This is a genomic window from Nonomuraea sp. NPDC049758 (assembly GCF_040674635.1).
Taxonomy (GTDB): Bacteria; Actinomycetota; Actinomycetes; order Streptosporangiales; family Streptosporangiaceae; genus Nonomuraea.
In genome coordinates, this window is sequence record NZ_JBFAMZ010000012.1 from 1 (window position 1) to 18163 (window position 18163).

The following is an 18163-nucleotide window of genomic DNA, read 5'->3' on the forward strand; positions in this document are numbered from 1 at the left end:
CTGCGCCGGGCAATGCGCAGGTTCCGCAGCGCCTCGATGCGGCCATCGCGCTGCTTGGGGGTGCCGGTGCGGTTGCCGGCGAGTGCGGCCTTGGCAGCCTGGATCGCGTCGATCGGGTCGGACTTGCCTTGGAACCGTCGGGTTTTGCGGTCGGGTCGATCGATCTCGATCACGTCGATGTGCTCGGCCTGTAGCAGGCGGGTGAGCCCGGCTCCGTAGGCGCCGGTGCCTTCGACCCCGACCCGTGTCAGGTGCCCGAAGGTGCGCATCCAGGTCAGCAGGGCGGTGTATCCGGCCGGGGTGGCGGGGAACTGTTCGGTTCCCAGCACTCTGCCGACCGGGTCGATCACGGCTGCGGTGTGAGTGTCCTGGTGGGTGTCCACACCGCCGGTGACTTCGCTGATCGGGGCGGTGTCGGGTGTAATGGAGGTCATCGTCGTCCTGTCGTCTTGACCGAGGGGCAGGGCGGCACGCACCAGCCGGGCAAGGCGGACAAGACAGTGATGGGGCCTCTGGCCAGGCTCCTATGAAGTCACAGGTGCCGCGTCCGGTGAGTGCACATGAGTGCTTCCCGGCCAGGGCCGACAGATCCCGTTGAGGACCCAGAGGTCAGTCAGGCCATGGGTCAAACCCTGGCGGGAAGCACTCATCTACATCATCACTGTCAGGCCAGGCCGCGCGCTGGGTCTCCGTCATTGACGTCGCCTTTCTGCCGAAACTAATTCCGCGAAAAACGCTAGACCCGGCGGCGGTGAATTCCGGCCTATTTTCGCTGGGGGCGCATTTCACTCAAGGCGCATTACTCCCAGCGCGAAAAAGTATCGACATACAATCCCTGATGTGAGAAGGAACCTCCCCCGCCGTTGGGCATGCCTCATCCTGGGCGGGGCGCTGCTGATGCCGTACATGATGGCCGGGGTGCTGGTCGCCGGGTTGTGGCGCGGCGTGTCGTCCGACCTGCTGATGCCGATCCAGGTCGGGGTGTTCGTCGCGGTGCTGCCGGTGGTGGCGGTGACCGGGCTGTTCCTGCCGGTGCGCGCGCTGGAGGTCAACGCCGCCCAGGGGCTGCTCGGGGCCCGCGTGGAGACCCCGCCGCGGCAGGCCCGCCGGTCGTGGCAGGAGCGGCGGCGCACCGCCGCGTGGTTCACGCTGCATCTGGCGGTGGGCGGCGTGGTGAGCGGGTTCACGCTGGCGGTGGCGCCGTTCACGGTGTTCACGATGGCGCTGCCGTTCATCGGGGAGCCGATGCCGGTGCTGGGCCTCACGGCCGAGCCGGGGTGGCCGTCCGTGCTGTGGGCGGCGGCGGGTGTGGGGGCGCTGGCGCTGCTGGTGGCGGGCGCGGCGGGCGCGGGCGCGCTGCTGGCCGCCCTGGCTCCGCCGCTGCTCGGCCCCACCCCCGCCGAGCGGCTGGCCGCCGCCGAAGATCACGCCCGTACGCTGGCCGAACGCAACCGGCTGGCCCGCGAGCTGCACGACTCGGTCGGGCACGCCCTCAGCGTCGTCACCCTGCAGGCCGCCGCGGCCGGACGCGTCCTCGACCGCGACCCGGCCACCGCCAGGACCGCACTGGCGGCCATCGAGCAGTCGGCCCGCGCCGCACTGGAGGACCTCGACCACGTGCTCGGCGTCCTGCGCGAGGACGGGCGCGCGGACGCACGCGCGGACGGACGCGCGGATGCAGGCGAGGGCAGGCGGGAGCGGCGCCGCAAGGGCGACGGGGAGGACGGCGAGGACGGGCGGCGGGCGCCGCAGGCGACGTTGGCCGACCTCGCGGCGCTGGTGGCCGGCTCCGGCGCCGAGGTCCGGCAGGACGTGGGCGACCTGTCCGGCGTGCCCGCCGTCGTCTCCAGGGAGGCGTACCGCATCCTGCAGGAGGCGCTGACCAACGCGATCCGGCACGGCGGCGGCGCGGTCCGGCTGGCTGCCGCCGTCCAGGGCGACGACCTGCGACTGGAGGTCAGCAACCCCGGCGGGAGGGATGGTGGGAGGCGCAGGCGGGGCGGCGGCCGGGGCGTCGACGGCATGCGCGAACGCGTACGCCTGCTCCGCGGCGACCTGCGCGCCGGCCCCGACGAGGACGGCTGGACGGTCTCGGTCCGCCTCCCCCTGCGCCCGACCCCATGACCCCCCACACCCCACCGCCCCCTCCGGACAGCTCGCTCCCGGAACAGGCCCCCGCCCCCGTCAGCCCAGGACACCCCCGAACCCTCCCCACCCAGGTGCCGCTACGGTCAGGGGCATGACACTCAAGGTCGTGATCGCCGACGACGAGGACCTCATCCGCGCCGGGCTGCGCGTCATCATCGACGCCGAGCCCGGCCTGCGCGTGGTCGGCGAGGCCGGGGACGGCGCCGCGGTCCTGCCGGTCGTCCGCCGCGAGCGCCCCGACGTCGTGCTGATGGACGTCCGCATGCCCGCCATGGACGGCATCCAGGCCACCCGCCGCCTCGTGGCGCTCGACGACCCGCCCAAGGTCCTGGTCGTGACCACGTTCGAGAACGACGACCACGTCTACGACGCCCTGCGCGCCGGGGCCAGCGGCTTCCTGCTCAAACGCACCAGACCGGACGACCTGCTCCAGGCGATCAGGCTGGTGGCGGCCGGCGAGTCGCTGCTGTTCCCGGCCGCGATCCGCACCCTGGCCGGCCGCCGCCCGCGCGCCCACGTGCCGGGCATCGACCGGCTCACCGGCCGCGAGGGCGACGTGCTGCGGCTGATGACCAGGGGCATGTCCAACACCGAGATCGCCGCCGAGCTGGTCGTCAGCCAGGAGACCGTCAAGACGCACGTCGGCAACGTCCTGGCCAAGCTGGGCGCGCGCGACCGCACGCAGGCCGTGATCGCCGCCTACGAGTCCGGGTTCGTCTCACCCAGCTGATCGAGCAGCTGCGCGGCCGGCAGCAGGGTGGCCTCGGCGGCGCTCAGCCCCTTCGCGGCCAGGGCCCGGTCCACCAGCCGCAGCCCCACCGCGTACCCCGCCATGTCGGGAATGCCGCGCGGCTCCTGGCCGAAGCGCCGCATGGCGCTGTCGCCCAGCACGTACGCCGGGGTGTTCCCCATGCCCTCCAGGTCGAACGCGTCCATGATCAGCTCGTGGGCGCGCTCCAGCTCCTCCCCCGTCACCATCCGCGACCAGGGCCCCATGGCCTCCGGGCCGGACAGCTCCCGGACGAACGCCTCGGCCAGCCCCTCGGCCACCACGTGCTCGCCCACGGTGACCTTGCGCGGGTCCCACTCGACGTTGGTGTAGCGCACGTTGTGGTGGAACTCGTGCACCGCGCAGTGCGCGATCCGGCCGATGACCTCCTCCGACGGCCAGCCCAGCAGGTACAGCCAGCCGGGCGAGCCGCCCATCCCGTAGTAGCCGCCGCTGACCTTCATCAGGTGCTCGTTGTCCGGGTCGCCGAGCACGAACATCACCTGCAGCGAGGGGGCCTGCCTGGCCTCCTTCAGCGCGTGGGAGGCGCGCTCCAGCTCCCTGCGCACCTGGCCGAGCACGTCGGCCTCGATCATGGCCCGGACGGCGGGCAGGTAACGGGCGTCCTCGGCGTCGACGCGGAAGCCGCCGCCCTGGTGGTGGATGCCGACGATCTCGCCGGGCACCGGGATCGCCGGCCGAATCGGCGCCAGCATCTCCCGCAGCGCCTCGGGCCGGTCGGCGAGCGGCCGGGCGAGCAGGTCCGCCATGGCCGTGAGCGTGTCGTGAACGATGAACTCCATGCCGCGGACGCTAGAGCCTCACGTAACGTGAGGCTCAAACGCATTAAAGCGGCGACTCGCCGAGCTCGTCGCCCGGCGACTGCCCCGGCGTGCCGGGACCGGTGCGCGTCGGCGACGGCGACTGCGACGGCGAGGGCTCCGGCACCGGCGTGGCGGGCGTGGGCGGCGGCGTGGGCACGAACACCGTCGGCGGGAGCTGCCGGGGCATCGGCTCGCTGTCGCCCCTGCCGAACAGCAGCAACAGCAGGATGGTCGTGACCAGCACCAGCAGCAGCGCCAGCGCCAGCGCGGCCAGCAGCACCCGCCGCCGCGTCTCGGTCAGCGGCAGCCGCCGCGCCAGCGGCCCCGGCAGCGCGGGCGCGCGGTCGGTCAGCCAGTACGGCACGAAGTCCGGCCCGTGCGCCTGCCCGATGAACGTCCCGCCCACCATGACCGGGTCCAGGAACCGTTCGGCCCCCGGCTGCCCCGGCGCGTACGGCACCGCCACCCACGGCGCCGGCCCGTCGTGCACGTCGAGCACCTCGGGCGTCCCGTCGAGCACCGAGGCGCGCGCCCGGCCGAGCCCCAGCCACCCGCGCCCGCCGGACCGCCCCGGCGCCTCCTTGATCGCGGTCAGGAACCGGTCGCGCGCCGCCGCGTCGAGGGCGGCGCCCCGGGTGAGCACGGCCAGCGACACCGCGCGCCCGTCGGGTCCCTGTCCCAGGTAGACGAACCCGGCCGGAGCCGTGTGCAGGCGGGCCTGCACGACGTAGCGCCCCAGCTGGGGCGGATCACCGTACTGCAGGGGACTTGCCACGTTTGCCATGAAAGCACAGACGTGGCGTCGTGCACGTTCGCGGCGCGTTTGGTGGAATGGCGTCATGAGCGTCGCCGAAGAGTTGCCAGGCGGAAACGACGCGGCAGTGCTGCGTCGAAGTCTCGACGAGGTCCGGCGTGTCATCGTGGGACAGGAGCACATGGTCGAGCGGCTGGTCGTGGCCCTGCTGGCCCGCGGTCACTGCCTGCTCGAAGGTGTGCCGGGAGTCGCCAAGACCCTCGCCGCCTCCACCCTGGCCACCGTCGTGGGCGGCACGTTCGCCCGGATCCAGTTCACCCCCGACCTCGTGCCGAGCGACATCGTCGGCACCCGCGTCTTCCACCCCTCCAACGAGAAGTTCGACGTCGAGCTGGGTCCGGTGTTCGTCAACTTCCTGCTGGCCGACGAGATCAACCGCGCCCCCGCCAAGGTGCAGTCCGCGCTGCTGGAGGTGATGGCCGAGCGCCAGGTCACGCTGGCCGGCGTCACCCATCCGCTGCCCAGGCCGTTCATCGTGCTGGCCACCCAGAACCCGATCGAGTCCGAGGGCGTCTACCCGCTGCCCGAGGTGCAGCGCGACCGGTTCCTGTTCCGCGTGCGGGTGCCGCACCCCAGCGCGCACGAGGAGCTGGAGATCCTCCACCGCATGAGCGTCACGCCGCCCGTGCCCGACCGCGTGCTCGACCCGGCCCGGCTGCTGGCCCTGCAGCAGGCCGCCGAGCAGGTCTCGGTGCACCAGCTCGTGGCCGACTACGTGGTGCGCCTGGTCATGTCCACCCGCGCGCCCGCCGACTACGGGCTGGGCGACCTGGCCGAGACGATCGAGATCGGCGTCAGCCCCCGCGCCACGCTCGGCCTGGTCTCGGCCGGGCGCGCGCTGGCCCTGCTGCGCGGCCGCGACTACCTGCTGCCCGACGACGTGCGCGACGTGGCCGTCGACGTCATGTCCCACCGGCTCATGCTGACCTTCGACGCCCTGGCCGACGGCGTCGATCCCGAGCAGGTCGTCAAGCAGATCCTGCACGCCGTGCCGCCGCCCCTGGTCGTCTGGAACCAGAACCGTTGAACACCGCCGAGCAGGCGCTGCGACGGCTGGAGCTGACCGTCACGCGGCGGCTCGACGGCCTGCTGCACGGCGCCCACCAGGGGCTGCTGCCCGGCACCGGCAGCGAGACCGGCGACAGCCGCCTGTACGTGCCCGGCGAGGACGACGTGCGCCGCATGGACTGGGCCGTCACCGCCCGCACGACCGTCCCCCACGTCCGCGACCTGATCGCCGACCGCGAGCTGGAGACCTGGGCGCTGGCCGACCTGTCGGCCAGCATGGACTTCGGCACCGCCGACACCGACAAGCGCGACCTGGTCGTGGCCGCCGTCGGCGCGATCGGCTTCCTGTCCAGCCGCATGGGCGACCGGTTCGGCGCGCTGGTGCTGCACGAGGAGTACATCCACCGCATGCCTGCCCGTACCGGCCGCCCGGCCCTGTACGGGCTGCTCAACTCCCTCATGGACGCCCCGCGCGGCCGGGCCGTGCCCGACGCCCCCGACCTGGCCGAGGGCATCGACGTGCTGGCCGCCACCCGTCGCCGCAGGGGCCTGCGCCTGGTCGTCTCCGACTTCCTCGACGACCGCCCCGAGCTCGACCCCGACGCCGAACGCCCCTGGGAACGCCCGATCAGGCGGCTGGCCGCCCGCCACCAGGTGCTGGCCGTGGAGGTCATCGACCCGCGCGAGCTGGAGCTGCCGGACGTCGGCCGGGTGGCGTTCACCGATCCCGAGACCGGGAACGTACGTGAAGTGCACCTTTCTCCCAAAGTCCGGCAAGCATATGCGGAGGCCGCCGCCCTCCAGCGTGAGGGCACCCGGCTCGCCCTGCGCCGCGCCGGGATCGCCCACCTGGTGCTGCGGACCGACCGGGACTGGGTGTTCGACGTGGCGCAGTTCGTCCTGCGCCAGCGCCGCATGAGCCACCTCGCCCACCGGAGACCCGTATGACGTTTCTCGCGCCCGGCTGGTTGTGGCTGTTCGTGCTGGTGGCGCTGCTGGTGGCCGGATACGTCGTGGCGCAGTTCGCCCGCCGCCGCTACACCGTGCGCTTCACCAACCTGGCGCTGCTCAACCTCGTCGCCCCCGCCGGGCCGGGCTGGCGCCGGCACGTGCCCCCGGCGCTGTTCCTGGTCATGATGTCGTTCCTGGTGGTCGGCGCCGCCAAACCCGCCGACCAGGTACGCGTCCCCCGCGACCGCGCCACCATCATGATCGCCCTCGACGTCTCCCTGTCCATGGACGCCGGCGACGTCCAGCCCAACCGGATCAGCGCCGCCAAGGCCGCCGCCCAGGCGTTCGCCAGGGAGCTGCCCGACCGCTTCAACGTCGGCGTGGTCTCCTTCGCCCGCTCGGCCAACGTCGTCATCTCCCCCACCACCGACCACCAGGCCGTCGTCACCGCCATCGGCAACCTGACCACCCGGCCCGGCACCGCGATCGGCGAGGCCGTCTTCAACTCGCTCGACTCGGTGCGCTCCTTCGACCAGCAGGCCGCCACCGACCCGCCGCCCGCCGCGATCGTGCTGCTGTCCGACGGCGACAACACCTCCGGCCGGTCGGTGAACGAGGCCATCGAGGCCGCCCAGCAGGCCCACGTCCCGGTCTCCACCATCGCGTACGGCACCCAGGAGGGCACCGTCGACATCGACGGCAGGCCCGTGAACGTCCCGGTCAACAAGCAGACCCTGCAGTCGCTCTCCGACGGCACCAGCGGCCGGGCCTACGCCGCCGAGTCCGGCAGCGAGCTGCGCGACGTCTACGAGCAGATCGGCACCTCGCTGGGGTTCAAGCTGGTCAGCCAGGAGATCACCCAGTGGTTCATCGTGGCCGCGATCGTGATCGGGCTGCTGGTGGCCGGCGCCGCGGTCTTGTTCGGCACCCGGATCCCGTAACGTTTTCCCACGTGGCCCACTACTTCTCCGAACGTCCCGAGACCGCGAGCAGGCCGGGCTCGGTCGACCTGGTCCTGCCCGACCTGCACCTGCGGCTGGAGACCGACCGGGGCGTGTTCTCACCCGACCGGGTCGACGTCGGCACGCGCGCGCTGCTGGAGTCGGTCCCGCCGCCGCCGCAGGAGGGCGACCTGCTCGACCTGGGCTGCGGCTACGGGCCCATCGCGCTGACGATGGCCTCGCGGGCGCCCGGGGCGACGGTGTGGGCCGTCGACGTGAACCGGCGCAGCCTGGAGCTGACCGGGCGGAACGCCCAGGCCGCCGGCCTTTACAAAGTAAGACCTGTTCATGTTGATGAAGTGCCGGATGACGTGAAATTTCGGGCCATCTGGTCCAATCCCGCCATCCGGATTGGCAAGCCGGCTCTGCACGAGATGCTCACCAGGTGGCTCACCCGGCTGACGCCCGACGGCGTCGCCTACCTGGTCGTCCAGAAACACCTCGGCTCGGACTCCCTGCAGCGCTGGCTCGGCGAGCAGGGCTGGCAGGCCTCCCGCGAGGCCTCCCGAGCCGCCTACCGCATATTGAAGGTGGCCCGATGAGAAGGCAGCTGCGCCCCACCGACGTCAAACGGCTCAACCGCACCTGGCGCAGGAACACCGACAACCGGCTCGCGCTGATCCTGGAGTCGGTGACGGGCCCGTTCAACGTCGGCTCGATCTTCCGCAGCGCCGCGGCGTTCGGCGTCGACCAGATCTGGCTGGCGGGCAACGCCACGCCGCCCACCAACCCCAAGGCGGGCAAGACGGCGCTCGGCACCGAGCGCCTGGTCACCTGGCACGAGCCGGTCCCGGCCACCGAGGCGGTCAAGGCCGCCAAGGACGACGGCTACGCCGTGCTGGCCATCGAGCTGACCGGCGAGGCCGTGCCGCTGCACCGCGCCGACCTCGGCCGCGACGTGTGCCTGGTGGTCGGCAGCGAGGACCACGGCTGCTCCCCCGCCCTGCTGGAGGCCGTCGACGGCGTCTGCTACATCCCGCAGGTCGGGCGGGTCGGCTCATTCAACGTGTCGGTGGCCGCGGCCATCGCGCTGGCCGAGGCGCGCCGCCAGGAGTGGGAGAATCTCCCCGAACCGTGACCGAACCGTCCACCATCGGAAGGGACACCGGGTCGTGCTCAGCCGTCGTTTCGCCTTTCTCGACCATCCGGGGCCGCTGGCCTTCGCCCACCGCGGCGGCGCTCTGGAGGGCGCCGAGAACTCCCTGGCGGCCTTCGAACGCGCGGTCGCGCTCGGCTACGACTACCTGGAGACCGACGCGCACGCCACCGCCGACGGCGTGCTGCTGGCCTTCCACGACCACACCCTCGACCGGGTGACCGACCGGCGGGGCCGCATCTCCGAGCTGCCCTACCGGGAGGTCCGGCAGGCCCGCATCGCCGGCGTGCACGAGATCCCGCTACTGGAGGACCTGCTCGGCACGTGGCCGCAGGTGCGCTTCAACATCGACGTCAAGGAGGCGGCGGCCATCGCGCCGCTGGCCGAGGTGGTCCGCCGCACCAACGCCTACGACCGCGTCTGCCTGACCTCCTTCTCCGACGAGCGCCTGGTGATGGCCAGGGCCGCCATGGGCCGCGAGGTGTGCTCGGCGCTCGGCCCGCGCGGTGTGGCCGCGCTGCGGGCCGCCGCCACCACCTCTGGCTACGGCCGGCTGCTGGCCCGCCTGTCGCGGGCCGGGATCCCGTGCGCGCAGGTGCCGGTGGGCTTCCGCGGCCTGCGCGTCACCACCCGCCGCCTGGTCCGCACGGCCCACGCCATCGGCATGCAGGTGCACGTGTGGACGATCAACGACACCGTCCGCATGGAGCACCTGCTCGACCTCGGCGTCGACGGGATCATGACCGACAACGTCACCGGCCTGCGCGACGTCCTCGAACGGCGGGGCCTGTGGCACCCGCGCGGCATGGCGGCCTGACCCGCCCGGCGGCGGCCACCTTCCTCTCCCGAGGTGATCACTGTAAGGTCATGGGCACGACACGTGGACGTGACCCACGACCTGCGAAGATGGGCACTTCGTCAGGCATGACCCCACCCCGTGGCCGCAGAGGAGCGACACGACACCATGGCCTCCACCGCACCCCCCGCGGCCCTCGACGACTCCCCCGCGGCGCGCCGCCGCGAGCAACGCGGCTGGTACTTCTACGACTGGGCCAACTCGGCGTTCTACACCACGATCATCTCGGTCTTCCTGGGCCCGTACCTGATCCCGGTCGCCAGGACCGCGGCCTGCGCCAAGGACTTCCCCGACCTCGCGCCCGAGACGTGCGCGTCCCAGTTCGACGCGCTGGTCCTACGCCACCCCGGCCTGGGGTACGTCGACGTGCTCGGCGCCGACATCAGGCCCGCGGCCTTCTTCGGGCTGACGCTGACGGTGGCGGTGTTCCTGCAGATCGTGTTCCTGCCCATCGTGGGCGCGCTGGCCGACCACACCGGCCGCAAGCGGGAGCTGCTCGGCGGGTTCGCCTACGTCGGCGCGCTGGCCACCATGGGCCTGTACTTCGTCGAGGGCGACCGCTACCTGCTGGGCGGCGTGCTGTTCGTGGTGGCCAACCTGGCCTACGGCTCCTCCGTGGTGGTCTACGACTCCTTCCTGCCGCAGATCTCCACCCCCGAGGAGCGCGACGGGGTCTCCTCGCGCGGCTGGGCGATCGGCTACCTCGGCGGCGGGCTGCTGCTCCTGCTCAACCTGGCGCTGTTCCTGCAGCATCACAGCCTGGGGCTGAGCGAGGGCATGGCGGTGCGCATCAGCATGATGTCGGCCGGCCTGTGGTGGGCGACGTTCACGGTCATCCCGCTGTTGCGGCTGCGCAACCGTCCGGTGGCGGCGCACGAGACCACGGCGCTGCGCTCGGTGCGCGGGAGCTTCCGCCAGCTCGGCCGTACGCTGGCCGAGCTGCGGCGGTACCCGCTGACGCTGCTGTTCCTGGTGGCCTACCTGGTCTACAACGACGGCGTGCAGACGGTCATCGGCAACAGCGCGGCCTTCGCCTCCGAGGCGCTCAAGCTGGACAAGACCGTCCAGATCACGGCGATCCTGATGGTGCAGTTCGTGGCGTTCTTCGGGGCGCTGGCGCTGGGGTGGCTGGCGCGCAGCTTCGGCACCAAGCGCACGGTGCTGGCCAGCCTGGTGTTGTGGACCGGGATCGTGGTGGTGGCGATGTTCGTCGGCGAGGGGCAGGCGCTGCAGTTCTACCTGATGGCCTTCGCCATCGCGATCGTGCTGGGCGGCACGCAGGCGTTGTCGCGGTCGTTGTTCTCGCAGGTGATCCCCAAGGGGCGGGAGGCGGAGTACTTCAGCCTGCTGCAGATCAGCGACAAGGGGTCGGCGTTCATCGGGTCGCTGACCGTGACGATCGCGCTGCAGGTCACCAACAGCTACCGGATCGCCATCGTGTCCATGATCATATTCTTCGTGGTGGGCTTCGTGCTGCTCGCCCTGACGAACCTGCCCAAGGCCATCAGGGCGGCCGGCAACGAGGTCCCGTCGCGGATCTGACGCCCGTCAGGGGCCGTACCGGCGCGAGAGCCAGTACGAGGCGCCCACCAGGGCGCCGGTGCCCAGGATGGCCAGCAGCATCAGCGGGCCGACGTGCCCGCCGCTGGTCACGGTGCCGCTCTCGAGCCGGATCTCGGCCCGAGCGGGGGCCTCGGCCGGGCGGGTGACGGGCTCGGGGGGCCGGGAGTCGCGGGCCTCCAGGCCGGGGATGGCCTCGACGTCGTCGTCCCGGCGCGGGGCGTGGGCCTGTTTCCTGGCCGGTGCGTGCCGCCCGGGCCGGGGGGCCGCGCGGTCGTCGTCGTCACCGTCGTCGTCACCGTCATGGGCGGCCTGGACGAGCGCCGGGGGTGGCCCGGCCGCCGCCTGGGCCGGAAGCAGCATCCCTCCCCCGACGAGGACGAACGTGAGCGCGGCGGCCGCCGCGGGCCAGCGTGGCATGAGATCCATCTACGCCTCCTGATCGACGTCGCGGTCCCCTCAGCCTGCGGGGCCGCCGTGGGGCGGCCGTGAGCGGGCCATGAGAGTCCTCTCACGAAGGGGCTCGCGCCAAACACGCAGCGTCACAGATCGGCGGCGAGCACCATGGTGCCCGGCCCGCGGGCGGCTCCGGGACCGGGCATCGGCAGCACGGTCTCGGCCGTGGCCTCGCCGCCGCAGTGGGGGCAGGTGACGACGGGCGTGAACTCCCGCCCGCAGGAGTGGACGAGCAGCGCGGGCGGCCCGCCGGGCGGGGTGGACCACCGGTCGCCCCAGGCCATGAGCGTCAGCAGGGCGGGCACGACGTCACGCCCGGCCTCGGTCAGCAGGTATTCGTGGCGCACCGGCCGTTCCTGGTAGGGCCGTTTCTCCACGACGCCGGTGGCGACGAGATGGTCGAGCCGGCGGGCCAGCAGGTTGCGCGAGATGCCCAGGTCCTCGGCGAGGTCGTCGAACCTGCGCAGGCCGAGGAACAGGTCGCGCAGGATCAGCGGAGTCCACGGCTCGCCGATGACGCCGACGGCCTGGGCGATGGAGCAGTGCATCTCACCGAACCTGTTCATGCACCCATGATAGTGGGTTGATAATGTGAACCCATGACAGTTCACATTCAGGACTCACCCGCCGGCGCGTACCGCCGGGCCGGCGAGGCGCACGACGCCCAGGCGCTCAAGGCCACCCTCGCCGACGGCGTGGTGTTCCACTCACCGCTGAGCTACCGGGCCAGGTTCGAAGGCCTGACACAGGTGGGGGCGCTGTTCGAAGCCGTCTTCGACGTGCTGTCGGACCTGCGCTACCAGAGCGACATCGGCGACGGCCGTACCCGCATGCTCACGGCGACCGCCCGGGTGGGCCGCCAGCCGCTGAACGAGGTGGCCCAGCTCGAGCTGGACGACGACGGCCTGGTCCGGGAGATCACCATGTGGATCAGGCCACTGCCGGGACTGACCGCGCTGATGGCCGCCCTGGGCCCGCGTATCGCCAGGGACAAGGGCAAGCCGGGCCTTCCGCTGCTGGTGGGGGCGGCCTCCGCACCGCTGGCCGCGATGACGAGGTTCGGCGACCGGACCCTGGTGCCGCTGCTGGCCTGACCTGCGATTGCGGCCATCGCTCTAAAGAGAGAGCAGTGCTCTTGACACAGGAACAACTGTCACGAGAGCATTGCTCTCACAACAGAGCGACGCCCTCAGCCAGGAGTTATCCATGACCTCCCCCCGCCTCACCTCCGCCGCCTTCGCCCTCGGCGGCGTGCTGCTGTTCGTCTACCCGGTGGTGCGGCCGTCCGGCGACGACGCCGCCGCCATGGCCTCGACCGCGTGGGTCACCGGCCATCTGGCCGCGATGCTCGGCTTCGTGCTGCTCGGGCTGGGCACGCTCGGGCTGCACCAGGTGCTCGGCGACCGCCTGTCGCTGCGCGCGGCCGCGGTGACCTGGGCCGGCGCCGGACTGACACTCCCCTACTACGGGGCCGAGGACTTCGGCCTGCACGTCATCGCGCGACGTTCGCTGCGCGACGGCGCGCCCGCGCTGATGGAACTGGCCGAGCAGTTCCGGTTCGCCCCGACGGCGGTCACCATGTTCGCCGCCGGGCTGGCGCTGCTGGGCGCCGGCGCGGTGATGGCGGCCGTGGCCGTGTGGCGTTCGGGGATCCTGCCCAAGGGGGCCGGGACGGCGCTCGCGCTGGGTCTGGCGCTGTTCATCCCGCAGTTCTTCGGCCCGTACCCGGTGCGGATCGCGCACGGGGCGCTCATCATGATCGGCGGGTTGTGGCTGGCGGCGAGCCTGCTCAGAGCCCCGCGGACGACCGCCGCGGCCTGAGGACGGGGGGCCGCTGGGAGCGGGCTCGAATACCCGAGGCCCCAAGCGCGATTGGATCACCCCGCGGGTGGGAATCCCATCACGGTACCAAGCGTTAGACACCGTGGGAGACAGACCCCCCACGTATGGGGGCCCTGTAGGAGGCATTTAGACATGGGCGAGCGCGCGCTTCGTGGCACCCGGCTCGGGGCAACCAGCTACGAGAACGACCGTAACACGGATCTGGCCCCACGCCAGGAGGTGTCCTACACCTGTCCCAAGGGCCATCGCTTCGAGGTTCCGCTTGCCGCCGAGGCCGAGATCCCCGCGACCTGGGAGTGCCGCATGTGCGGCGCGACCGCGGTGCGGGTCGACGGTGAGCAGCCGGAGTCGAAGAAGACCAAGCCCCCACGGACTCATTGGGACATGCTGCTGGAGCGGCGGTCCATCGAGGATTTGGAAGAGGTGCTCAACGAGAGGCTCGCGGTCTTGCGCGCCCAGCGCCGCAAGAGCGCCTGACCATTTCTCACGGTGAAAACCCCCGGGCGACGCCCGGGGGTTTTGCTGTGCCCGCCGCCGCTACCAGCGCTGACGCGCCTCCTCGGCCCAGCCGGTGAGGCCGTCGAGGTCCACCCACGCGCCGTCGTCGTCCTGGACGCGGCCGGAGAAGTGACCGAAGCACTGGTGGGTCTCGCTGGCCACCACTCCCAGCTGGGTGCGGGCCACCTTCTCGTGGAACGGCCGGAACTCCACCTCGACCCGCGGGCCGGTGATCCGCCAGGGGCGCAGCCAGTCGCCGCGGTCGTAGGCCCACTCCAGCTCGTCGCCGATCTTGTGCAGCCGGCCGCCGGTGAACAGGGCGTTCTCGGTGACGCCGGTGCCGTCGGTCCACTTGCCGCCGAGCTGGACGGACCGGCCTGGCCCGCTGCCGGCCGCCCAGTTCCAGGTCACCGCGTACGGCCACTTGCCCCGGCCGTGGTCGAGCACCGCGAAGGAGTCCGCGGGGTCGATCGCGAACTCGTCCGGGCCGAGGCGCAGCCGTCCGCGTGCCGGGCGGCCGACGTCCTTGACCGTGTACTGGAACCGGTTCGGGCCCCAGGGGACCACGACGCCGAGCGACTCGTGGCCCTCCGGCAGCGGCACCTCCAGGTCGATCCGCACGCCGGGGGCGGTGGCGCGGATGACGGTGGCGGCCGGGTCCTGCCGGATGTCGATCGCCAGCCCGCCGCCGCGCACGGACACCGTGCCGGCGCCGCTGCGGTCGGGCAGGACGGCGCCGCGGGCCAGCGGCACGACGACGTCCTTGGCGAACTCCGCGCCGGTGGCCCGGTCGAGCACGTAGACGCCGTGCACCCCGGCGTAGTCCAGCGAGGAGGCCACCAGGCCGATGATGTGGGAGGGGGTGACGACGCCCCAGTACTCCCAGCGCTTGCGCCGTCCCCAGCCGCGCAGGTTGGCCCGGTGCAGCGGCCTGCGGGTCCAGCCGACCGCGGCCGGGTTCAGCCGCCCGCCGGGCAGGCACAGGTCGGCGGGGGCGGTGAGCTCCCGTTCATGGGTGGTCATGGAAGGCGAGCCTCCTCGTGACGGAGCGGATGAGGTCGGCGGGCAGCTTCAGCTCGGCCCGGTCGTAGGTGAGCAGGCCGTTCAGCTCGTCCTCGACGTCGGAGAGCTGGGTGTAGACGGTGGCGCTCAGGCCCTGGCGGATGGCCGGGACGATCTGCTCCTCGTGCAGCCGGACGAACGCCGCGCCCAGCTCGTCGGCGGTGCGGTAACGCCGGTAGCCGAACTCCTTCTCGCCCCAGGTGTGGCCCTCGACGGCCAGGCTGTAGCCACCGTACTCGGTCAGGGCCAGGACGCGGCCGTCCGGGCGGGGCGGGCGGAAGCGGCGGAAGTAGACGTGCAGGCTGAGCAGGTCGCCCGCGCGCTGGTCGTGCCAGCCGCTGGCGTGGTCGATCGTGCGGGTGGGGTCGAGCCGGGCCAGCTCGCCGGCGATCCGCGCGGCGTCGAACTGGCCCCAGCCCTCGTTGAACGGCACCCAGACCGCCAGGCCGACCACGTTGCGCAGGTGCTCGACGGTCTCGCGCAGCTCGGCCTCGAACGCGGCCCGCCCGGCGGCGTCGGCCCGTCCGAAGCGGTGGTGGCGGCGGTCGTCCAGGCGCAGCGGCAGCAGCGCGGGGGTGGTGACGACCAGCGGCCGGTAGGTCTCGCCGCCGTTGACCAGGTCCTGCCAGACGAGCATGCCGAGCCGGTCGCAGTGGTGGTACCAGCGCAGCGGCTCGATCTTGATGTGCTTGCGCAGCATGGTGAAGCCGAGCTGTTTCATCATGACGATGTCGTCCACCATGGCCTCGTCCGAGGGCGGCGTGTAGAGGCCGTCGGGCCAGTAGCCCTGGTCGAGGATGCCGGCGTGGAAGTACGGCCGGCCGTTCAGCAGCAGCCGGGGCACGCCGTCGGCGTCGGGGCCGACGGAGAAGGAGCGCATGCCGACGTATCCGCGGACGCGGTCCTCGCCGAGTGAGACACGCACGTCGTACAGGAAGGGGTCCTCGGGGGTCCACGGGCGCGCGCCGGGCAGCGGGACGCGCACCGGCCGCCCGGCGGGGACGGTGGCGCGGCCCGCCACCTGGTCGCCGGCGAGGATCTCGACCTCGGCCTCGCCGCCCGCGGCGTGCACGGTCACCTCGACGCACTCCTCGGCGAGCACGGGCGTCAGCGTGAGCCGTTCCACGTGCCGATCCGGCACGCGCTCGGCCCAGACGGTCTGCCAGATGCCCGACTGGGCGGTGTACCAGATGCCGCCGCGGCGCAGCCGCTGCTTGCCGCGCGACTGCCGGCCGGTGTCGCTGTCGTCCTGGACGGCCACGTCGAGGGTGCCGGCGCCGTCGGTCAGCGCGTCGGTGACGTCGAAGGAGAACGGCAGGTAGCCGCCGCTGTGGCCGCCCACCTCGACGTCGTTGACCCACACCCGGCAGGTCTGGTCGACGGCGCCGAAGTGCAGGAGCACCCGCCCGCCCGCGGGCCCGGCGGGCGGCTCGAACGTGCGGCGGTACCACAGGGTCTCCCCCGGCAGCAGCTGCCGGCCGACGCCCGACAGCGGCGCCTCCGGCGAGTACGGCACGAGGATGTCGCCGTCGTACGACCCGGGCCGCGAGCCGTCGTTGATCGCGTACTGCCAGCGGCCGTTCAGGTTGACGTAGCTGTCGCGGACGAGCTGGGGCCGGGGGTACTCCGGCAGCGGGATCGGGTCGCCGGTCACGAGAGCCACACCGCCGTGTCGGCGGGCAGGGCGGCGCCGTCCAGGGGGCCGCTGGCCAGCAGGACGTCGTGCTGCGGGGGCAGCGGCACCGCGTCCGGGCCGAAGTTGACCATGAGGGTGAAGCCGGGCTCGCGGGTGAGGGCCAGCACGCCGGGCGGCGCGTCGAGCCAGGTCAGGTCGCCGTCGCCGAGCGCGGGATGCTCGCGGCGCAGGGCGATGGCGGCGCGGTGGAGGTTGAGGGTGGAGCCGGGGTCGTCCCGCTGGGCGGCGACGGTGAGGTGCGCCCAGTCGGCCGGCTGGGGCAGCCAGGTGCCGCCCGGCCCGAACCCGTACGGCGCGGACGTGCCCGACCAGGGCAGCGGCACGCGGCAGCCGTCCCTGCCGATGAAGGCGCGGCCGGTGCGCTCGAACATCGGGTCCTGCCGCGCCTGCGCCGGCATGTCGAGGTATTCGGGCAGGCCGAGCTCGTCGCCCTGGTAGAGGTAGGCGGCGCCGGGCAGGGCGAGCAGCAGCAGCGTCGCGGCGCGGGCCCGCCTGACGCCGAGCACGCGGTCGACGGCGACCTTGCCGAGCAGCACGTCGGCGGTGGGCGCGCGGACGAGGTCCTGGTCGATGCCGAACCTGGTCGCCATCCGCGGCACGTCGTGGTTGCCCAGCACCCAGGGGATCGAGCCGCCCGTCTCGCGGGCCAGCCGGTGCGACTCCTCGATCACCGCGCGGAACTCCCCGGCCGACCACGGCAGGGGCATCAGGCGGAAGTTGAACAGCTGGGCCAGGCCGTCGCCGGTGAGGTAGGGCCGGGCCTGGGCGGGGTCGGCGAACCAGATCTCGGCCACCGTGCCGCGCGGCCCGGGGTAGCCGGCCAGGATCTTGCGCCAGGACCGGTACAGCTCCAGCAGCTCGGGCTGGTGCTCGTACGGCACCGCGGACTGTCCGGGCGCCAGCGGCGCGCCCTGGCTGCCGGGGACGACGTCGGGCAGGCCGTCCTGCTTGAACAGCATGGCGGCGACGTCGATGCGGAACCCGGACACGCCGCGGTCCAGCCAGAACCGCAGCACGTCCTCGAACATGGCGGTGACGCCGGGGTGCCGCCAGTTCCAGTCGGGCTGGGCGGAGTCGAACAGGTGCAGGTACCACTGGCCGTCAGGGGTCTGGGTCCAGGCGGGGCCGCCGAACATGGACTGCCAGTTGTTGGGCTCGTCGCGGAAGACGAACCAGTCGCGCTCGGGGCTGCCGGGGCCGGCCGCCAGCGCCTGCTGGAAGCGGGGGTGGGCGGCGGAGCAGTGGTTGGGCACGATGTCGACGATGACCTTGATGTCCCGGGCGGTGGCCGCGGCCACGTAGGCGTCGAAGTCGGCCAGCGTGCCGTAGCGGGGGTCCACGTCGGTGTAGTCGGCGACGTCGTAGCCGCCGTCGGCCAGCGGCGAGGGGTAGAACGGGCTCAGCCAGACGGCGTCCACGCCCAGGTCGGCCAGGTGGTCCAGGCGGGCCAGCGCGCCGGGCAGGTCGCCCTGGCCGTCGCCGTCGGCGTCGGCGAAGCTGCGGGGGTAGATCTGGTAGACGACGGCCTCGCGCCACCAGGCGTCGCCGTCGAAGGCTGCGGATCCGTCGGACACTGCGTTAT

20 protein-coding genes are annotated in these 18163 nt (G+C 72.6%); 12 read left to right on the forward strand and 8 right to left on the reverse strand.

Features of this window, described 5'->3' with window-relative positions:
* The coding region (locus AB0J46_RS28865) for a transposase (protein ID WP_364337245.1) at window positions 1-434 on the reverse strand (434 nt) is incomplete at its 3' end.
* A gap of 406 nt (window positions 435-840) precedes the next feature.
* Between AB0J46_RS28865 and AB0J46_RS28870 the strand changes: the two genes are divergently transcribed.
* Window positions 841-2124: a histidine kinase gene (locus AB0J46_RS28870; RefSeq protein ID WP_364337247.1), complete on the forward strand. Its 1284-nt coding sequence runs from the start codon at window positions 841-843 to the stop codon at window positions 2122-2124.
* A 115-nt stretch (window positions 2125-2239) separates the two neighbouring features.
* Window positions 2240-2878 (forward strand): response regulator transcription factor, encoded by a 639-nt coding sequence (locus AB0J46_RS28875; RefSeq protein WP_364337249.1) that lies wholly within the window; start codon window positions 2240-2242, stop codon window positions 2876-2878.
* Here the strand turns inward: AB0J46_RS28875 and AB0J46_RS28880 are convergent.
* Together AB0J46_RS28880 and AB0J46_RS28885 are read right to left on the reverse strand one after the other, a co-directional pair.
* On the reverse strand, window positions 2848-3720 hold the full coding sequence (locus AB0J46_RS28880; RefSeq protein WP_364337251.1) for a DUF2268 domain-containing putative Zn-dependent protease: 873 nt from the start codon (window positions 3718-3720) through the stop codon (window positions 2848-2850). The genes AB0J46_RS28875 and AB0J46_RS28880 overlap by 31 nt on opposite strands.
* Window positions 3721-3763: 43 nt before the next feature.
* Complete coding sequence (locus tag AB0J46_RS28885) at window positions 3764-4525, reverse strand: hypothetical protein (protein WP_364337253.1); 762 nt, start codon at window positions 4523-4525, stop codon at window positions 3764-3766.
* Between the two features lie 55 nt (window positions 4526-4580).
* Between AB0J46_RS28885 and AB0J46_RS28890 the strand changes: the two genes are divergently transcribed.
* The 7 genes from AB0J46_RS28890 (at window position 4581) to AB0J46_RS28920 (ending at window position 11009) form a co-directional block, all read left to right on the forward strand.
* Window positions 4581-5582 carry a MoxR family ATPase gene (locus AB0J46_RS28890; protein WP_364337256.1) on the forward strand — a complete coding sequence of 334 codons (1002 nt, stop codon included), beginning with the start codon at window positions 4581-4583 and terminating at the stop codon, window positions 5580-5582.
* Window positions 5579-6511: a DUF58 domain-containing protein gene (locus AB0J46_RS28895; RefSeq protein ID WP_364337258.1), complete on the forward strand. Its 933-nt coding sequence runs from the start codon at window positions 5579-5581 to the stop codon at window positions 6509-6511. Before AB0J46_RS28890 ends, AB0J46_RS28895 begins: the two co-directional genes overlap by 4 nt.
* The gene (locus AB0J46_RS28900) at window positions 6508-7455 is read left to right on the forward strand and encodes a VWA domain-containing protein (RefSeq protein ID WP_364337260.1); all 948 of its coding nucleotides are present in this window, start codon (window positions 6508-6510) and stop codon (window positions 7453-7455) included. The genes AB0J46_RS28895 and AB0J46_RS28900 overlap by 4 nt, the downstream gene beginning before the upstream one ends.
* Window positions 7456-7466: 11 nt before the next feature.
* Window positions 7467-8057, forward strand: a complete 591-nt coding sequence (locus tag AB0J46_RS28905) for a methyltransferase (RefSeq protein ID WP_352350751.1) — start codon at window positions 7467-7469, stop codon at window positions 8055-8057.
* A complete protein-coding gene (locus AB0J46_RS28910) occupies window positions 8054-8593 on the forward strand; it encodes a TrmH family RNA methyltransferase (RefSeq protein ID WP_352350753.1) in 540 nt (179 codons plus the stop codon). Before AB0J46_RS28905 ends, AB0J46_RS28910 begins: the two co-directional genes overlap by 4 nt.
* 34 nt (window positions 8594-8627) lie before the next feature.
* On the forward strand, window positions 8628-9428 hold the full coding sequence (locus tag AB0J46_RS28915; protein ID WP_364337262.1) for a glycerophosphodiester phosphodiesterase: 801 nt from the start codon (window positions 8628-8630) through the stop codon (window positions 9426-9428).
* A gap of 147 nt (window positions 9429-9575) precedes the next feature.
* On the forward strand, window positions 9576-11009 hold the full coding sequence (locus AB0J46_RS28920) for an MFS transporter (protein ID WP_364337264.1): 1434 nt from the start codon (window positions 9576-9578) through the stop codon (window positions 11007-11009).
* Between the two features lie 6 nt (window positions 11010-11015).
* Here the strand turns inward: AB0J46_RS28920 and AB0J46_RS28925 are convergent, their stop codons facing one another.
* Together AB0J46_RS28925 and AB0J46_RS28930 are read right to left on the reverse strand one after the other, a co-directional pair.
* The gene (locus tag AB0J46_RS28925; protein ID WP_364337265.1) at window positions 11016-11456 is read right to left on the reverse strand and encodes a hypothetical protein; all 441 of its coding nucleotides are present in this window, start codon (window positions 11454-11456) and stop codon (window positions 11016-11018) included.
* Window positions 11457-11569: 113 nt separating this feature from the next.
* Window positions 11570-12049 (reverse strand): helix-turn-helix domain-containing protein, encoded by a 480-nt coding sequence (locus AB0J46_RS28930; RefSeq protein WP_352350760.1) that lies wholly within the window; start codon window positions 12047-12049, stop codon window positions 11570-11572.
* Window positions 12050-12082: 33 nt separating this feature from the next.
* Here AB0J46_RS28930 and AB0J46_RS28935 point away from each other — a divergent pair, with 33 nt between their 5' ends.
* The 3 genes from AB0J46_RS28935 (at window position 12083) to AB0J46_RS28945 (ending at window position 13802) form a co-directional block, all read left to right on the forward strand.
* Window positions 12083-12577 carry a nuclear transport factor 2 family protein gene (locus tag AB0J46_RS28935; RefSeq protein ID WP_357975721.1) on the forward strand — a complete coding sequence of 165 codons (495 nt, stop codon included), beginning with the start codon at window positions 12083-12085 and terminating at the stop codon, window positions 12575-12577.
* Window positions 12578-12689: 112 nt separating this feature from the next.
* Complete coding sequence (locus AB0J46_RS28940) at window positions 12690-13304, forward strand: hypothetical protein (RefSeq protein WP_364337268.1); 615 nt, start codon at window positions 12690-12692, stop codon at window positions 13302-13304.
* A 153-nt stretch (window positions 13305-13457) separates the two neighbouring features.
* Window positions 13458-13802, forward strand: coding sequence for an RNA polymerase-binding protein RbpA (locus AB0J46_RS28945; RefSeq protein WP_043625492.1), 345 nt, complete (start codon window positions 13458-13460; stop codon window positions 13800-13802).
* A gap of 60 nt (window positions 13803-13862) precedes the next feature.
* Here AB0J46_RS28945 and AB0J46_RS28950 read toward each other — a convergent pair whose 3' ends face one another.
* From AB0J46_RS28950 to AB0J46_RS28960, 3 genes are read right to left on the reverse strand one after another with little or no spacing between them, the layout of a single operon-like run.
* A complete protein-coding gene (locus AB0J46_RS28950; RefSeq protein ID WP_364337270.1) occupies window positions 13863-14846 on the reverse strand; it encodes a DUF2804 domain-containing protein in 984 nt (327 codons plus the stop codon).
* On the reverse strand, window positions 14833-16539 hold the full coding sequence (locus AB0J46_RS28955) for a sugar-binding domain-containing protein (RefSeq protein WP_364337272.1): 1707 nt from the start codon (window positions 16537-16539) through the stop codon (window positions 14833-14835). Before AB0J46_RS28955 ends, AB0J46_RS28950 begins: the two co-directional genes overlap by 14 nt.
* Window positions 16536-18155 carry an alpha-amylase family glycosyl hydrolase gene (locus AB0J46_RS28960; RefSeq protein ID WP_364337274.1) on the reverse strand — a complete coding sequence of 540 codons (1620 nt, stop codon included), beginning with the start codon at window positions 18153-18155 and terminating at the stop codon, window positions 16536-16538. The genes AB0J46_RS28955 and AB0J46_RS28960 overlap by 4 nt, the downstream gene beginning before the upstream one ends.
* Between the last annotated feature and the right edge of the window lie 8 nt (window positions 18156-18163).

What these genes read in the sequence shown, in the direction of transcription:
- AB0J46_RS28875 (WP_364337249.1), top strand. Translation starts at nt 2,240, where the DNA reads ATGACACTCAAGGTCGTGATCGCCGACGACGAGGACCTCATCCGCGCC.
- AB0J46_RS28880 (WP_364337251.1), bottom strand. Translation starts at nt 3,720, where the DNA reads ATGGAGTTCATCGTTCACGACACGCTCACGGCCATGGCGGACCTGCTC.
- AB0J46_RS28885 (WP_364337253.1), bottom strand. Translation starts at nt 4,525, where the DNA reads ATGGCAAACGTGGCAAGTCCCCTGCAGTACGGTGATCCGCCCCAGCTG.
- AB0J46_RS28890 (WP_364337256.1), top strand. Translation starts at nt 4,581, where the DNA reads ATGAGCGTCGCCGAAGAGTTGCCAGGCGGAAACGACGCGGCAGTGCTG.
- AB0J46_RS28900 (WP_364337260.1), top strand. Translation starts at nt 6,508, where the DNA reads ATGACGTTTCTCGCGCCCGGCTGGTTGTGGCTGTTCGTGCTGGTGGCG.
- AB0J46_RS28910 (WP_352350753.1), top strand. Translation starts at nt 8,054, where the DNA reads ATGAGAAGGCAGCTGCGCCCCACCGACGTCAAACGGCTCAACCGCACC.
- AB0J46_RS28920 (WP_364337264.1), top strand. Translation starts at nt 9,576, where the DNA reads ATGGCCTCCACCGCACCCCCCGCGGCCCTCGACGACTCCCCCGCGGCG.
- AB0J46_RS28925 (WP_364337265.1), bottom strand. Translation starts at nt 11,456, where the DNA reads ATGGATCTCATGCCACGCTGGCCCGCGGCGGCCGCCGCGCTCACGTTC.
- AB0J46_RS28930 (WP_352350760.1), bottom strand. Translation starts at nt 12,049, where the DNA reads ATGAACAGGTTCGGTGAGATGCACTGCTCCATCGCCCAGGCCGTCGGC.
- AB0J46_RS28935 (WP_357975721.1), top strand. Translation starts at nt 12,083, where the DNA reads ATGACAGTTCACATTCAGGACTCACCCGCCGGCGCGTACCGCCGGGCC.
- AB0J46_RS28940 (WP_364337268.1), top strand. Translation starts at nt 12,690, where the DNA reads ATGACCTCCCCCCGCCTCACCTCCGCCGCCTTCGCCCTCGGCGGCGTG.
- AB0J46_RS28945 (WP_043625492.1), top strand. Translation starts at nt 13,458, where the DNA reads ATGGGCGAGCGCGCGCTTCGTGGCACCCGGCTCGGGGCAACCAGCTAC.
- AB0J46_RS28950 (WP_364337270.1), bottom strand. Translation starts at nt 14,846, where the DNA reads ATGACCACCCATGAACGGGAGCTCACCGCCCCCGCCGACCTGTGCCTG.